At 62.9% G+C, this 15,729-nt stretch carries 15 protein-coding genes; 5 read left to right on the forward strand and 10 right to left on the reverse strand.

All coding sequences use genetic code 11. From position 1 onward, the window contains the following. Positions 1-15: 15 nt before the first annotated feature. From lpdA to BW978_RS06105, 5 genes are all read right to left on the reverse strand, one after another. Positions 16-1,410, reverse strand: a complete 1,395-nt coding sequence (gene lpdA, locus BW978_RS06085) for a dihydrolipoyl dehydrogenase (RefSeq protein ID WP_076393309.1) — start codon at positions 1,408-1,410, stop codon at positions 16-18. Between the two features lie 3 nt (positions 1,411-1,413). Beyond that, entirely contained in the window at positions 1,414-2,691 is a 1,278-nt protein-coding gene (locus BW978_RS06090) for a dihydrolipoamide acetyltransferase family protein (RefSeq protein WP_076393310.1), read from the reverse strand. A gap of 3 nt (positions 2,692-2,694) precedes the next feature. Further along, positions 2,695-3,708 (reverse strand): alpha-ketoacid dehydrogenase subunit beta, encoded by a 1,014-nt coding sequence (locus BW978_RS06095; protein WP_076393311.1) that lies wholly within the window; start codon positions 3,706-3,708, stop codon positions 2,695-2,697. A gap of 1 nt (position 3,709) precedes the next feature. Then, positions 3,710-4,942 (reverse strand): 3-methyl-2-oxobutanoate dehydrogenase (2-methylpropanoyl-transferring) subunit alpha, encoded by a 1,233-nt coding sequence (locus BW978_RS06100; protein ID WP_076393312.1) that lies wholly within the window; start codon positions 4,940-4,942, stop codon positions 3,710-3,712. 150 nt (positions 4,943-5,092) lie between these two features. Next, positions 5,093-6,103: an AraC family transcriptional regulator gene (locus tag BW978_RS06105; protein WP_076393313.1), complete on the reverse strand. Its 1,011-nt coding sequence runs from the start codon at positions 6,101-6,103 to the stop codon at positions 5,093-5,095. A gap of 138 nt (positions 6,104-6,241) precedes the next feature. On the opposite strand from BW978_RS06105, the gene BW978_RS06110 reads away from it, so the two are divergent. The 4 genes from BW978_RS06110 (at position 6,242) to mmsB (ending at position 10,309) form a co-directional block, all read left to right on the forward strand. Further along, the gene (locus tag BW978_RS06110; RefSeq protein ID WP_076393314.1) at positions 6,242-7,009 is read left to right on the forward strand and encodes a 3-hydroxyacyl-CoA dehydrogenase; all 768 of its coding nucleotides are present in this window, start codon (positions 6,242-6,244) and stop codon (positions 7,007-7,009) included. Positions 7,010-7,029: 20 nt separating this feature from the next. Then, positions 7,030-8,217, forward strand: a complete 1,188-nt coding sequence (locus tag BW978_RS06115; RefSeq protein ID WP_076393315.1) for an acetyl-CoA C-acyltransferase — start codon at positions 7,030-7,032, stop codon at positions 8,215-8,217. Positions 8,218-8,230: 13 nt separating this feature from the next. Beyond that, the gene (locus tag BW978_RS06120; protein ID WP_076393316.1) at positions 8,231-9,358 is read left to right on the forward strand and encodes an acyl-CoA dehydrogenase family protein; all 1,128 of its coding nucleotides are present in this window, start codon (positions 8,231-8,233) and stop codon (positions 9,356-9,358) included. A gap of 63 nt (positions 9,359-9,421) precedes the next feature. Beyond that, a complete protein-coding gene (gene mmsB, locus BW978_RS06125; protein ID WP_076393317.1) occupies positions 9,422-10,309 on the forward strand; it encodes a 3-hydroxyisobutyrate dehydrogenase in 888 nt (295 codons plus the stop codon). 20 nt (positions 10,310-10,329) lie between these two features. On the opposite strand, the gene BW978_RS06130 is transcribed toward mmsB, so the two are convergent. The 5 genes from BW978_RS06130 to BW978_RS06150 are packed head-to-tail and all read right to left on the reverse strand — an operon-like array spanning position 10,330 to position 15,174. Continuing rightward, positions 10,330-10,944, reverse strand: a complete 615-nt coding sequence (locus BW978_RS06130; protein ID WP_076393319.1) for an ABC transporter ATP-binding protein — start codon at positions 10,942-10,944, stop codon at positions 10,330-10,332. Continuing rightward, positions 10,937-11,740 (reverse strand): ATP-binding cassette domain-containing protein, encoded by an 804-nt coding sequence (locus tag BW978_RS06135; protein ID WP_076393321.1) that lies wholly within the window; start codon positions 11,738-11,740, stop codon positions 10,937-10,939. The genes BW978_RS06130 and BW978_RS06135 overlap by 8 nt, the downstream gene beginning before the upstream one ends. Further along, positions 11,740-12,603 (reverse strand): ABC transporter permease, encoded by an 864-nt coding sequence (locus BW978_RS06140; RefSeq protein ID WP_076393323.1) that lies wholly within the window; start codon positions 12,601-12,603, stop codon positions 11,740-11,742. Before BW978_RS06140 ends, BW978_RS06135 begins: the two co-directional genes overlap by 1 nt. Further along, positions 12,600-13,604 carry an ABC transporter permease gene (locus BW978_RS06145; protein ID WP_244551906.1) on the reverse strand — a complete coding sequence of 335 codons (1,005 nt, stop codon included), beginning with the start codon at positions 13,602-13,604 and terminating at the stop codon, positions 12,600-12,602. Before BW978_RS06145 ends, BW978_RS06140 begins: the two co-directional genes overlap by 4 nt. After that, complete coding sequence (locus tag BW978_RS06150; RefSeq protein WP_076393325.1) at positions 13,597-15,174, reverse strand: ABC transporter substrate-binding protein; 1,578 nt, start codon at positions 15,172-15,174, stop codon at positions 13,597-13,599. The genes BW978_RS06145 and BW978_RS06150 overlap by 8 nt, the downstream gene beginning before the upstream one ends. Positions 15,175-15,288: 114 nt before the next feature. Here BW978_RS06150 and nikR point away from each other — a divergent pair, with 114 nt between their 5' ends. Then, the gene (gene nikR, locus BW978_RS06155) at positions 15,289-15,702 is read left to right on the forward strand and encodes a nickel-responsive transcriptional regulator NikR (protein WP_006724913.1); all 414 of its coding nucleotides are present in this window, start codon (positions 15,289-15,291) and stop codon (positions 15,700-15,702) included. Positions 15,703-15,729: the final 27 nt, after the last annotated feature.

A 15,729-nucleotide genomic window follows, 5' to 3' on the forward strand; every position in this document is an offset into this window, starting at 1 on the left:
TCCGTCCGAAGTCAGTCAGATGTGCAGCGCGTGGCCCAATGCCTTCAGTGCTGCTTCCTGCAGCGCTTCACCGCGTGTGGGATGCGCATGGATGGTGGCGGCGATGTCCTCCAGCCGCGCGCCCATCTCGATCGCGATGGCAAACGTCGAGGCAAATTCCGAGACGCCCGCGCCGACGGCTTGCAGGCCGAGGACCGCATGGGTGTCGGCGCGCGCCACCACGCGAACGAAGCCGTCTTCGTCCTCCACCGTCATCGCCCGTCCATTTGCAGTGAAGGGGAACTGGCCGATTTTCACATCGAAGCCATGGCTGCGGGCTTCCTCGGGCAGAAGACCGGCGCTGACGATTTCAGGGTCGGTGAAGCAGATGGCGGGAATGCAGCGCTTGTCCCAGGCGCGCTTACGCCCGGCAACGATCTCGGCGACCATTTCGCCCTGCGCCATGGCACGATGCGCCAGCATCGGTTCGCCCGTGACGTCGCCGATCGCGTAAACCCCGCGCATGGATGTGTGGCAGCGGTCATCGACCTGCAGGAACGAGCCGATCCGGTCGAGATCGAGTTCTTCCAGGCCTGAGCCCGTGGTGCGCGGCCGTCGTCCGACGGCCACGAGAATGCGATCGGCCGGCAGTTCGCGCCGTCCCTCGGCGGTCTCGACGGCCAGCGCCTCGCCCGTGTCGGAAAGCCCGACGGCTCTCGCTTCCGTCAGGACCTTGATGCCGCGCTCGCCAAGCCTGCGCAGAACCGGTTTGACCAGATCGGCATCGTAGAGCGGCAGGATCTGCGATGTGGCCTCGACCACCGTGACTTCAGATCCCATGCGGGCGAAGGCGGTTCCGAGTTCGAGCCCGATATAGCCGCCGCCGACGACAACGAGGCGCTTGGGCAGTTCCGTCAGGGACAGCGCCTCGGTGGAGGAAATGACCTTGCCGCCGAAAGGTAGGGCCGGAAGTTCGACGGGATCGGAGCCCGTCGCGATGACAACGGTCTCTGTGCGGATGACCTGCAGGCCCGTCTCGGTTTCGACCTCAACCGTCTTGCCGTCGCGGAAGTGCGCGTGGCCGTGAACGATCTTGACCCGCGCCTTCTGCAGGAGACCGGATACGCCGCCGGTCAGGCGGCCGACGATGGCGTCTTTCCAGGCCATGGTTTTGGAGAGATCGATCGAGGCGCCTTCGACGCGAATGCCAAGGGCGTTCTCGCCCGTCGATAGGGAACGCGCCTTGTCGAAAGTCTCTGCGGCATGGATGAGCGCCTTGGAGGGAATGCAGCCGACCGTCAGGCAGGTGCCACCGGGGCGGCCCTCTTCGACGATGACGGTGTCAATCCCAAGCTGGCCGGCCTTGATGGCGCAGACATAGCCACCGGGGCCGGCGCCGATGATGAGAAGCTTGCAGGAAATCTCTTTCATGACTCAGCCTTCGATAAAGATCAGCGCGGGTGTCTCCATCAGCACCCGCAGGCGCTGGACGAAGGTGGCGGCGTTCCAGCCATCGACGATGCGATGATCAAAGCTGGAAGACAGGTTCATCATCTTGCGCGGCACAAACTGCGTGCCGTCCCAGACGGGCCGGGTGGCGATCTTGTTGACGCCGACGATGGCGACTTCCGGGTGGTTGATGACCGGGGTGGAGACAATGCCGCCAAGCGCGCCGAGCGAGGTGATGGTGATGGTCGAGCCGGTGAGTTCGTCGCGGGTGGCGGTGCCGGCACGGGTGGCTTCGGCAAGGCGGTTCATCTCGGTCGCGCAATCCCAGATGCCGCGCGCCTCGGCGTGTTTGACCACCGGGACCGCCAGACCGGCAGCGGTCTGGGTGGCGATGCCGATATGCACAGCACCGAAACGGGTGAGCACGCCGGCATCGTCGTCGAAGGTCGCGTTGACATCCGGCTGTTCAACGACCGCCTTGACCAAGGCGCGCATCAGGAAGGGCAGGAGCGTCAGCTTTGGCTGGTCAGGCCGGCGTTCGGCATTCATCTTGGCGCGCAGTTCTTCGAGCGCCGTCACGTCCACTTCCTCCACATAGGTGATGTGGGGAATGCGGGAGGTGGAGACGACCATTTTTTCGGCGATCCGGCGTCGAAGGCCGGTCAGCTTGGTCTCCTCGCGCGCGGTCTTCTTGGCAAGGCCCGAGACCGTCGGTGCAGGATCCGGGCCGCGGGCAAGAAACTGTTCGACGTCTTCGCGCAGAATGCGTCCCGCCGGACCCGATCCGCGCAAAAGGCGCAGGTCGATGCCATTCTCGCGGGCCAGCAATCGGACCGATGGCGCCGCGAGCGGCTTGTCGAATTCCGGAGAGGGTTGCCGAGCGGGGGCAGCGGCGGGCGTTGCAGGCGCTGCAGGCGGCGCGGACTTCGTTGGCGTGTGCGGCGCTTCGCTGCTTGTGCCCGGCGGGGGCTCGGGCGTCTGCGTGCCTACCGCCTCCGGTGTCGCCGGTTCCTCGCCTGCACCATCAGTTGCGATCCGGATGAGGGGCGCCTTGACCGCGATCGTGTCTCCCACTTCGCCGCCAAGCCAGACCACTGTGCCACTGACGGGTGTGGGGATTTCCACGGTCGCCTTGTCGGTCATCACGGCGGCGACCATCATGTCTTCGCGCACGAGATCGCCGATCTTCACCATCCATTCGACAAGCTCCGCCTCGGCCACGCCTTCGCCGACATCGGGCATCTTGATCGTGAACTCGCCCATGGCTCAGGCCTCCATGACGTCGATGAGCGCGCGGCCGACCCTGATTGGGCCGGGGAAATAGTCCCATTCCTGCGCATGCGGATAAGGCGTGTCCCAACCGGCGACGCGCATGACCGGCGCTTCCAGATGGTAGAAGCAGTGCTCCTGCACCAGCGCCGCGATCTCGCCGCCGAAACCGGAGGTCAGTGTCGCCTCATGCACCACGACGCATCGACCGGTCTTGGCGACGGATTTGACGATCGTGTCGAGATCGAGCGGCATCAGGCTTCGAAGGTCGATCACTTCGGCGTCGATGCCGGTCTCCTCAGCTGCGGCAAGCGCCACATGCACCATGGTCCCGTAGGTAATCACGGTGACGGCGGAACCCTCGCGGCGGATGTCCGCCTTGCCGATCGGGATCGTGTAATAGCCTTCCGGCACCTCGCCCAGTTCGTGGCGGGACCAGGGCGTCACCGGCCGGTCGTGATGGCCTTCGAAGGGGCCGTTGTAGAGGCGCTTGGGCTCCAGAAAGATGACCGGATCCGGATCCGCAATCGCAGCGGCCAGCAGGCCCTTGGCGTCATAGGGATTGGATGGAACAACCACTTTGAGACCGCAGACATGGGTGAAAAGTGCTTCCGGGCTCTGGCTGTGGGTCTGTCCGCCGAAAATGCCGCCGCCGGTTGGCATGCGCACGACGATCGGGCAGGTGAAGTCACCATTCGACCGATAGCGGATGCGGGCCGCCTCCTGGGTCAGCTGGTCATAGGCGGGATACATGTAATCGGCGAACTGGATCTCGACGCAGGGCTTCAGGCCATAGGCCGCCATGCCGATCGCGGCACCCACGATGCCGGATTCGTTGATCGGCGTGTCGAAGCAGCGGGTCTTTCCATATTTCGCCTGCAGCCCCTGGGTGCAGCGGAATACGCCGCCGAAGTAACCGACGTCCTCGCCAAACACGACCACGTCGTCGTCGCGCTCCATGGAGACGTCCATGGCGCTGCGCACCGCTTCGATCATCGTCATTCTGGCCATTTCAGTATCCTGCCTGCTGTCGCTGGCGCCGCAGGTGCGGCGGCATTTCGGCATAGACGCCTTCGAAGATATCCCGCACCGAAGGTTTGCCGCCGGCATGCAGCGTGCCGTTTTCCTCGGCCTTGCGTTGGGCCGTGATCACCTCGTCCATGATCTCGGCTTCCGCCTGCACATGCCGTTCTTCCGACCACGCGCCTCTGGTGATCAGGTGTTTCTTCAGGCGTAGAACCGGATCGCCTAGAGGCCAGGCTTCGGATTCCGTTTTTGGGCGGTAAGCGCCCGGATCATCGGAGGTTGAATGCGCGCCGACACGATAGGTCACATATTCGACGAGTGTGGGCCCGAGATTGCGGCGCGCGCGTTCGGCGGCCCAGCATGCGACCGCATAGACCGCGAGATAGTCGTTTCCGTCGACCCTGAGCGCCGGAATGCCGAAGCCGAGGCCCCGTGCGGCAAAGGTGCCCGAACCGCCTCGGGCTATGCCCTGAAAGGTGGAGATCGCCCACTGATTGTTGACGACGTTGAGGACTACGGGCGCCCGGTAGGTCGAGGCGAAAACCAGAGCCGAATGAAAATCCGACTCGGCTGTGGAACCGTCGCCGATCCAGGCTGCGGCAATGCGGCTGTCATTCTTGATCGCTGATGCCATGGCCCAGCCGACGGCCTGGACATACTGGGTGGCGAGATTGCCGGAAATGGTGAAAAAGCCATGTTCCCTAGAGGAGTACATGATCGGCAATTGCCGCCCGCGCAGGGGATCTGCCTCGTTCGAGAATATCTGGTTCATCATCTCGACCATGGGATAGTCGTCGGCGATCAGAAGTCCGGCCTGCCGATAGGTCGGGAAGTTCATATCGCCCTTTTTGAGCGCCTTGCGAAAGGCGCAGCTGACGGCTTCCTCACCGAGATGCTGCATGTAGAAAGAGGTCTTGCCCTGGCGCTGTGCCATCAGCATCCGGGCGTCGAAGGCCCTGAGCGTCATCATGTGGCGCAGGCCGGTGCGCAGTTCGTCATCGGTCAGCAGGCCAGCCCAGGGGCCGACGGCCTCACCGTCGCGGTTGAGAACTCGGATGATCGAATAGGCAAGGTCGCGGATGTCTTCGGCGGCCGCATCGACTGGCGGGCGCGGAACAGCACCGGCCTTGGCGATCTTGACGTTGGAAAAGTCGGGGTGTCCTCCCGGCCTAACGGCGGGTTCGGGGACGTGCAGGCTCAGATGAGCGGGTTCCACCATCGATTTCCTCCCGTGAAGACTGCTTCTCTCCCCAGAAGCGTGTCAATCGAGCGGGATGGTATGCGTCTTGAGAGTGGCAAGCCATGACAAAATTGCCTCGTTTTTTTTGGCCAATTTTGCCATAGGTGCGATAGTGGGGCTGTGGTTCCGCTAAGCGAGCTGAATGGATCTTGCGCTCTTGCGGAACGCCTCGGGGCTTTCGCCCATCCATTTCTTGAAGGCACGGTAGAACGCGCTCGGCTCTGAATAACCGAGGCGGGCGGCAATATCGCTGACTGTCTGTGGCGTGTTGATCAGTATGTCGCGTGCGAGGTCGCGACGGATGTCGTCCTTGATGCCGGCATAGCTTTGACCCTCGTCGTGCAGCCGATGGCGAAGCGTCGAAGACGACATGCGCATCTCCCGGGCGAGATCGGCGAAACTACCCCAATCCGCTGGCCCCTTCTGGTTGAGCCGACGCCTAACGGCCGCTGCCGTGCCGGCATCATAGCGATAGCGGATCAGGATATTGGCCGGCGCGCCCCGCAGGAATTGCCGCAGGGCATGCTCGTTGCGTGCGATCGGCAGATCCAGCAGCGACGCGTCGAAGCCGAGGCGGCTCACCGGTTGCGAAAAGCGGATGGGGGCGCCGAAGAACAGCCTGTGATCGGCGCTCAACGTCGGTTCGCTGCAGCGGAAATCAACGAGCCGGATCGGAATGCGTCGTCCCACCAGCCAGCAGGTCAATCCATGCAGGATGATCCAGTAGCTGCGATAGGCGAAGGCGGAGCGGGGTTTTCCGGTTTCGCAAAGCGCGATGACTGCCGTGCCGTCACGCACCTCAAGCCGACCTGTCGGCTCGCCAAGGACGACATTCAAGAACCGCAGCGCGCGCCGCAGCGCGCGGTCGAGCGTCGGGGCATGCATGACGCAATGGCACAGAAGCGTGAAGCTTCCGCGTGGCATCGTGCGTTCGCCGAGGCCGAAACACTCGTCATTCAGCTCCTCGGCAATTGCGAGCCAGAGCCGCCCGAAGGTTTGTGTCGAGACCGGCTTGTCGACGACAGGCGGAAGGCCGAGCCGAGATAGGAGCGGTTCTGTTGGCCGACCGGCACGTCTGAGGCTGTCGAGTGCCTCCTCGACGAATCCGGTCGAGATCATGTGTCGTTCCATGTCGGCCATGCCTGGGTTTCGACCTCCCCGTCGAAGTGGCAAAAGTGGCTGCGATAATGGATCAGTTTCGTCATCGGTTGCAACACTGAAACACGATAGAGTTTCGCCTCAATCGGAGCTTGGTACGGCCTCTGGGAGGAGGGTTCGATGCGCGTCGAGGATGCTTGTTTCATCGTGACAGGCGGCTGTTCCGGTCTCGGGGCGGCCACAGCACGCATGATCGTCGAGTCTGGCGGTCGCGTGGTGATCGCCGATCTCGATCGGGATCGCGGTCAGTCGCTGGCGCGGGAACTCGGTGAAAACGTGCGCTTCGTCGAAACCGATGTCACCCGTGCGGATGATGCCGGAAGGGCGGTCGATGTTGCTGCCAGCACCTTCGGCAGCCTGCGGGGATTGATCAATTGCGCAGGTGTCGCCCCTGCGGAGAAGGTCGTCGGACGCGACGGGCCGCACGGGCTGGAGAGCTTCGCGCGGACGATCGGGATCAATCTCGTCGGCACCTTCAACATGATCCGGCTCGCCGCTGCCGCCATGCAGGCGAATGAACCCGATGCCGAGGGCGAACGCGGCGTCATCATCAACACCGCCTCGGTGGCCGCCTTCGACGGCCAGATCGGCCAGGCGGCCTACGCTGCCTCGAAGGGGGGGATTGCCGCGATGACACTGCCGATTGCCCGCGAACTCGCGCGCAGCGGCATTCGTGTCATGTCGATCGCGCCCGGTGTCTTCGAAACGCCGATGATGGCCGGAATGCCGGAGCCTGTGCGCGAGACGCTCGCGTCGAGCGTACCGTTTCCGCCACGCCTCGGCAGGCCGGCCGAGTTCGCGGCGCTTGTCCGCCATATCGTTGAAAATACCATGCTCAACGGCGAGGTCGTCCGTCTCGACGGCGCCATCCGCATGGGTGCGCGCTGACTGCTGCTGCAGGAGGATAGATGAGCTTGCACGATCCCATTGTCATCGTCGGTTCTGCCCGAAGCCCGATCGGCGGTTTTCAGGGCGAGTTGAAGGATATGACGGCGCCTGAGCTCGGCGCTGCTGCGATAAGGGCGGCGCTCGACCGCAGTGGGCTTCCAGCCGAGGCCGTCGAAGAGATCCTGTTTGGCTGCGTTCTGCCAGCCGGCCAGGGCCAGGCGCCGGCACGTCAGGCGGCAATCGCCGCAGGTCTGCCTTTCTCGGCGGGGGCTACGACCGTCAACAAGATGTGTGGTTCAGGCATGAAGGCCGCCATGCTCGCCCATGACTTGCTCGTCGCCGGAAGCACCTCCGTCGCTGTGGCCGGTGGCATGGAGAGCATGACCAATGCGCCCTATCTGCTTGACCGCGCCCGCGCCGGCTACCGGCTCGGACATGGGCGTGTGCTCGATCACATGTTTCTCGACGGGCTTGAGGATGCCTATGACAAGGGCCGGCTGATGGGCACCTTCGCGGAAGATTGCGCCGAGGCCTACCAGTTCACCCGGGAAGCGCAGGACGCTTACGCCGTCTGCTCGCTGACGCGGGCGACGAAGGCGATTGCTGATGGCGCCTTTGAACGCGAGATCGTGCCGGTCACGGTGCGCTCCGGCAAAACCGAGCAGGTCGCTGACCGCGACGAGCAACCGGGCAAGGCAAAGCCGGAGAAGATCCCAACCCTGAAACCCGCCTTCCGCGATGGCGGCACGGTGACGGCTGCCAATTCCAGCTCGATCTCCGACGGTGCGGCGGCGCTGGTTCTGATGCGACGCTCGGAAGCGGAGCGTCGCGGTCTTGCGCCGCTTGCCACGGTTCTCGGGCACGCCACGCATTCGCAGGCGCCCAGCCTGTTTGCCACCGCGCCGATCGGTGCCCTGCAGAAGCTTTCCGATCGCATCGGCCTGCCGCTTTCAGAGATCGACCTGTTCGAGATCAATGAGGCCTTTGCCGTCGTCGCCATGGCCGCGATGCGCGATCTCGATCTGCCGCATGACAAGGTCAACATTCATGGCGGCGCCTGCGCGCTTGGTCATCCGATCGGCGCCTCCGGCGCGCGTATCCTGGTGACGCTGATCGCCGCGCTTGAGCGATACGATCTGAAACGCGGCATGGCAGCCTTGTGCATCGGTGGCGGCGAGGCGACCGCCATTGCCATCGAGCGGGCCTGATTGGAGGAACACCATGATCCTTTCCGAGCTTCAACAGCAAATCCTCGACATGACCCGCAGCTTTGCGCGCGAGCGGCTGGCACCCGGTGCCGCCGAACGGGACCGGCAACACCGCTTCCCGCGCGAGGAACTGACCGAAATGGGTGAGCTGGGGCTGCTTGGCATGCTGGTGCCGGAAGCCTATGGCGGTTCGGACACCGGTGTGCTCGCCTATGCGATCGCGGTCGAGGAAATTGCCGCGGGCGACGGCGCCTGCTCGACGATCATGAGCGTCCACAGCTCGGTCGGTTGTGTGCCGATCCTGAAGTTCGGCACGGAAGAGCAGCGGCAGCGCTTCCTGCCGAAACTGGCTTCGGGAGAATGGATCGGCGGCTTTGCCCTGACCGAGCCACAGGCGGGCTCTGATGCCTCCAATCTGAAAACCCGCGCTCGGCGCGACGGCGATCATTACATCATCGACGGTGCCAAGCAGTTCATCACCTCTGGCAAGAACGGCCATGTCATCATCGTCTTTGCCGTGACCGATCCGGGCGCGGGCAAGAATGGCATCACTGCCTTCATCGTGCCGACAGACACACCGGGCTACGAGGTCCTGCGTGTCGAGGAGAAGCTCGGTCTCAATGCGTCAGACACCTGCCAGATTGCCTTCAGCGGGATGAAAATTCCCGTCGAGAACAGGCTCGGCGAGGAGGGGGAAGGTTATCGCATCGCGCTTTCCAATCTGGAAGGCGGGCGCATCGGGATCGCGGCACAGTCGGTCGGCATGGCGCAGGCGGCCTTCGAGGCGGCGCGCGATTATGCAGGTGAGCGAAAGGCCTTCGGCAAACCGATTGCCGAGCATCAGGCAGTCGCCTTCCGTCTGGCCGATATGGCGACACAGATAGAGGCCGCGCGGCAATTGGTCTGGCACGCAGCATCCTTGCGTGAGGCTGGCATTCCTTGCATTTCGCAAGCCTCGATGGCCAAACTCTTCGCGTCCGAGATGGTCGAGCGCGTCTGCTCGGATGCGATTCAGGTCCTTGGCGGCTACGGCTACATGCGGGATTATCCGGTCGAGCGGATCTACCGGGATGCCCGCATCTGCCAGATTTATGAGGGCACCAGCGACGTACAACGCATGGTGATCGCGCGGAACCTTTAGGACGAGTGACCGGCAAGGGAAACCTCCCGGTCAAGACCGATCTCAGCGAAAGGATGAAACGGCATGTTCGAGACGATAGCCTTCATTGGACTTGGCAATATGGGCGGGCCGATGGCTGCCAATCTCGTCAAGACGGGATATCCGGTGCGCGGGTTTGATCTTTCTGAAACGGCGAAGCTCACCGCGACGGAAAGCGGCATCACGCTCTGTGATACGGCGGCGGAAACCCTGACCGGCGCCTCGATCGTCATCACCATGCTGCCTGCCGGTCATCATGTCCTGTCGGTCTGGAGCGAGTTGGTCGAGGTCGTCGATCAGGGGACACTGATGATCGATTGCTCGACAATTGATGTCGACAGTGCCCGAAAATGCCATGCGCTTGCCAACGAGGCTGGCTGTCTGTCGCTCGATGCGCCGGTCTCCGGCGGAACGGCCGGGGCGAGTGCCGGTATGCTGACCTTCATGGTCGGTGGGGAGCCGGATGCTTTGAACCGGGGCCGCCCGGTGATTGAAGCCATGGGACGACGGGTCGTCCATTGCGGTTCGGCCGGTGCCGGCCAGGCTGCCAAGATCTGCAACAACATGATCCTTGGCATCACCATGGCCGGGGTCTGCGAGGCCTTCGTGCTTGGCGAGAAGCTCGGGCTGTCGCATCAGGCCCTGTTCGACGTGGCCTCGACATCATCGGGCCAATGCTGGGCGATCAGCACGAACTGCCCGGTTCCGGGTCCCGTTCCGACATCGCCGGCAAACCGGGACTACAAGCCGGGCTTTGCCGCCGCCCTGATGCTGAAAGACATGCGGCTATCGCAGGAAGCGGCAAAATCGACTGGTGCGGCCACGGCTCTCGGCGCGCATGCGACTGAGCTTTACGAGCTCTTTGACCAGCTCGGGCATGGCGGCGAAGATTTTTCGTCGATCATCAACACCATCAGAGACAGGTCTCCCTGAAGAACCAGTTGCGGAGGCCCTCAAGCGGCCAGCGGGATCAAGCCACCAGTACAGAGCCTGAGCTGCCGTGAACTCACGCGCTTCAGTAGGGCGGCATCATGGCTGATGGCAAGGATGCCGAGACCTTGGCGGCAACGGTCCATCAGGAAGGACCAGATTTCCACCTGGGTGATCGGGTCGAGCATGGCGGACACTTCGTCGGCGACCAGGAAGCGGGTGTCGGGGCCAAGCGCCCTTGCAAGCACCACGCGTTGCAGCTCGCCGCCCGAGATTTCATGCGGGTAGCGATCAAACCAGGCCTGCGACACGCCGATGGCATCCAGCGTCTGCTCATCCGGCTGCCAGGCTTCCGAGATGATCCGGCCCAGCCGCCATCGCGGATTGACGGCGAAGATCGAGGACTGGTGAATGTGTTGAACCCCGCAATAGCCAGGGGCAGGGGCAGCGCCATCGAGGAGAACCTCGCCCTTCTGCGGCTTCAGATAGCCCGCCACGATGCGCCCGAGCGTCGATTTGCCAGTGCCGGAGGGGCCGGAGAGGCCGAGGATTTCGCCCTGCTTCAGCGTCAGCGATACGCCCTCAAGCAGGGGGTGTGCTTTGCCAAAACCGAACTCGACACCTCTCACTTCAAGCACGCGCGGCCTCCCACTCAAGCGGTGCGGTCGTGAACTGGTTTCCCGGCATGGCAAGCCACAGCGCCCTTGCATAAGGCAGCGTCAGGCGTCTGCCATCCTCGGAAAAAGCGTTGGCCGGCTCGATGCCGAGCAATCTGCCTTGTTCCAGAATCGCGACCCGGTCGGCATGGGAGACGGCGGTGACGAGATCATGGGTGATCAGAAGCACGGCCTTGCCGCGATCGGCGAGGCGGCGGAGATGTCGAAGCACGTTGTCCGCAGCGTTAGGATCAAGCCCTCTTGTCGGCTCGTCGGCAACGATCAGATCGGGTTCCCCGATCGTGGCGATGGCGAGAAGCAGGCGGCGTGCCATGCCACCCGAGACCTGATGCGGATAAAGCCGCATGACCTCGGCGTCGAGGCCAAAGCTCTCAAGGGTGGTCACGAGGTCTGCCATCGTTTTCGTTTTGCCGCCGCGTTGGGCGGCCCACAGCAATTGTTTGCCACAGCGCGCCAGCGGATCGAGATGGCTGAGCGATTGCGGAACCAGCGCCATGCGCGGGCCTTTGCCGCCATTCGCTGCTTCAACCGGCTCCCCGTTCAGAGATATGCTCCCGCGCACCACCGCATTTTCCGGCAGAATGCCAAACAGTGCATGGGCAAGCAGGCTCTTTCCAGCACCGGAAGCGCCCACCAGAGCTATGATCTCGCCGCGATCCACCTTCAGGTCGATGCCGTCGAGTGCCGGCACTTCGCAGCGATGGATCAAGCCGTCATAGCGCAGGAAGCCGATGGAGAGGGATTCAACTGACAGCATCACGTCTGCTCCTGCCGGGGATCGTTCAACAGCCGGAGCCCATTGCCGATGGCATCGAAACTCAAGACCACGAGCAGCAATGCCAGCCCCGGAAACAGCCCAAGCCACCATTTGCCGGCGGAGAGATAGCGCATGGAATCCGACAGCAGAACGCCGATGGCGGGTTTGGACGGTTCCAGTCCGAAGCCGATGAAGGTCAGGCCCGCCTCATGCAGGATGGCATGGGGGAACAGAAGTACGAGGCCGACGAGCAGCTGCGGAACGAGATGCGGCAGAAAATGATGCCGCCCGATGTAGAACCAGGATTTGCCGAAGTGCCGGGAGGCCTGGACGAATTCGGCCTGGCGCAATTGCAGCAGTTCTGCCCTCAGAATGCGGGTGAGCCGCGGCCAATGGGTGACGGCAACCGCAATGATCACTGCCGTTGTGCCGCCGCCAAGGCCGAAGGAGATGAGGATCAAAAGCACGAAATGCGGCAGTCCCATCGCAGCATCGATCAGGAAGGAGACGGCCTCATCGGCCAGGCGGCCGCCTGTTGTCGCGACAAGTGCCAGCAGCATGGCGATGACGACGGACCCTGACGCGGCAATCAGGCCGACCCAGAAACTTAAAGCCAGGCCATGCAGTGTCCTGGCAAACATGTCGCGCCCGAGCTGATCGGTTCCGGCGGGATGGCTAAGCGACGGCCCAAGCAGGCGCGTCGAAAAATCGGCATCAATGCCGTAGCGCCCGAAGAGATGGGTAGAGAGGAGCACGGCAGCTAAAGCGATCGCTGCTACGGTTGCGACCGCGAGCGTTCGTATCCTGTGTCCGTCTGGCGCGCGGTCTGGGGCGGAGGGCGGGAGATCGAGGATTGCACTCATGCGATGCGCGCTCCCGATGCCATGCGCGGATCGACCAGCCGGTAGAGGAGATCGGCAATCGAGTTGCCGAGGAAGACGACAAAGGTCAACGCCAGTGTGATGGCAAGGAGCAGGGGCACGTCGCCCCGGATGCCCGCTTCCACGGTTGCCTTGCCGAGCCCGGGATAAGAAAACACCTGCTCGGCCAGAACCGAGCCACCGAAGAGCTCGCCAAGCGAGGCAAAGAGAACCGTAACCGCCGGAAGGGCTGCATTGCGGGCGCCATGGCGCAAGGCAATGTCCATGCGCGAGGCGCCTTGCGCCTTGGCATAGAGCGCATAATCGGACTGCATAATCTCGATCATCTTGGCGCGTGTGTGCAGCGCGATCTGGGCAATGCCGAGCACGCTGAGCGCCACCAGCGGCAGGGCAAGGTGTCGGGCGCGATCAGCCAAGGTCACGTCCTCAGGCAGGACGCCAATCGGGGCAGCACAGCAGACGGGCGCCCAGTTGAGCCCGACCGCAAAGACGACGAGCAGCATGATCGCCAGCCAGAAGGTGGGCGTCGACGCCAGCACATAGGAATAGAGCCGGATCACCCTGTCCGCCCAGGAGCCGGTAAAGGCACCGGCGATCACGCCAAGGGCGAAGCCGAGCACGCCGGAGAGCAGCCAGGCAAGCCCCATCAGGGGAAGCGACGCCTTGAACCTCGAGACGAGGACGTCGGCGACCGGCGCGTTATAGGTCATGGAATAACCGAGGTCGCCGGCCATCAGATTCTTCGCCCAGCGAAAGAACTGCGTGGTCGCTGGCTGGTCGAGCCCCCATTTTTCGGCAATCAGGGCGCGTTGCTCGGGCCCGACACGCGCGATGTCGGCCCCGAGATAAGCATTGATCGGATCGACAGGTGAATTCTTCATCAGCGCAAAGGCGATGATCGCGACCGTCAAGAGGACGAGCACAAGCCGGAGCGCCTTTGCGGCGATCAACCCGACCCAGCCCAATTGGCCCGCCTTACTCACACGTCCATTTCCAGTTCTGGATCATCGCGGTGATCGGCCATCCATGGCCATGCGGTTCGATCTGGGTGGCGCCAATCTCCAGGCATTCGTTCACGTAGTAGATGTGATCGAGGTTGACGAGCCAAGCCCATGCGGCGTCGCCCTTGGCACCGAACCCAGTCGTCCCGTCCCACTCGGCTTGTCGCCAGTCTGGGAAGGATGCTTCCAGGCTTTCCGCACTCTGCGCTGCGGCAAGATGCCGGTCGACGGCGGGGTTTGCATAGAAGCCGGCGTTAAAGAATTCCACGCCCCCAAGGCTCGACTGGTAGAGATTGTAGACCTCGAGCGGCGAATGGCTGCCCCAGCCAAACATCACCGGCTCGGAATGCATGATGCGGTCGATTTCATCCCAGCTCTTGCCGGTTGCTGTCGCTTCGATGCCGATGCCCTGCAATTGTGCCGACACGGTTTCGGCCAGCATGCGTCGGGTGGAATCCGAAGCGGGGTAGTTGATCGGGAAGGCTGCCCGCAGCCCATCTTTCACACGGATGCCGTCGTTGCCGAGCGTCCAGCCGGCGTTCTCCAGCTCGGTTTTGGCCTGCCCGAGATCGAAGCTCACCGCTGCGTCCGGATTGGACCAGGCGAGCCCGTCGGCCGGGCCCGCTGCCGGGCTTCCGTGACCGAGCAGGGCGACGTCTACCAACTGATTTCGATCGATCCCGAGATTGACGGCACGGCGGATGGCAGGGTCGGCGGTAACATCATTGCCGAGTTTCTTGCCCTCGCCGACGGCCTTGCCCTCGTCTTTCACCATAGGGAAGACGATGCCTCTGTTGTCTACGGACCGGGTAACGATCTGCCTGAAGCCCTGTGGCGGCGCATCGGCGGCCGTTGCCGGCACGGAGACCATGTCCACCTGTCCGGCTTGTGCTGCTGCGAGACTCGTATCTTCTTCGGTAAACAGGAAGGTGATCCGCTCGAATGGCCCGGTCTCGCCATAATAGTTCGGGTTCTTCTCGACGATGAGCTGCTGGCCTTCGGTCCAGGAAACAAGCTTGTAGGGACCAGATCCGATCGGATTTCGGGCGTAGCCCTCGCCATAGCCGTCCGAGGGTACGATCCCCAGCGCATAGAAGTTCTCGGTGAAGGTGATCCAGGGCTTCTTCAGCTTGATCTCGATGGTCTGGTCGTCAATGACGCGGGCGGCCGCGAGCGCGGTCAAGTCAGCGGCGCTACCGATCTTGGCCGCCTCGTTGAAGGTGAAGGCGACGTCTTCGGCGGTGAGCGGCGAACCATCGGAGAATTTTGTGTCCGGCCTGAGCTTGATGGTCCATGTGAGCCGATCATCGGAGAGCGAACATTCCGTCGCCAGATCGGGACGGGTCTTCAAATCGGCATCGCGTGTCAGGAGGGTCGATTGAAAAAGGGGATGACCATAACGTCCCCAGCCCGTCAGAGGGTCGTAGCCGCCTTCGGGTTCGCCGCCGATGGCGAGCACCAGTTGCGATTTCGGCGCGGCAAGGGCGGTGCCTGACAAGACGGCGGCAGCGAAAGCAGTCGAAACTGCAACCCGCAGAATTGCCTTGGTCATTAAAATTCCCCTATACCCAATCAGACGATGCCGGGCGCATCCACGAAACAACCGGACCATAATCCTGGGAAAGTATGATGTCTATATCAAAACATCATACGATCGGAGTTTGATATGCAGCGTGTGACAATCACCCTCGATGACGACCTAATGCAGGAGCTCGATGCGCTGATTGAGACACGCGGGGATCAGAACCGGTCGGAGGCGATCCGTGATCTCGTGAGAACGGGTCTGAAGGAAGCCACCCGAAATTCGAAGGGTGATGAACCCTGCATCGGCGTGCTGAGCTATGTCTACGATCACGCGGCCCGCGACCTGGCAAGGCGGCTGACGAACAGCTTCCATCATCATCACGACCTGACGATCGCGAGTCTGCATGTGCATCTCGATACCGAGAATTGCCTCGAAGTCGGCATTCTGAAGGGGTCGATGAACGAGGTACAGCATTTTTCCGACCACATCACCGCAGAGCGATCGGTGCGCCACGGGAGTGTCCAGATCATACCGCTGCAGGGCAGCGAGGACTGACCGCTCGATTGGTCGTCCATCCTCCGT

The sequence above is a fragment of the Rhizobium sp. RU33A genome, from assembly GCF_900156055.1.
GTDB lineage: Bacteria > Pseudomonadota > Alphaproteobacteria > Rhizobiales > Rhizobiaceae > Allorhizobium.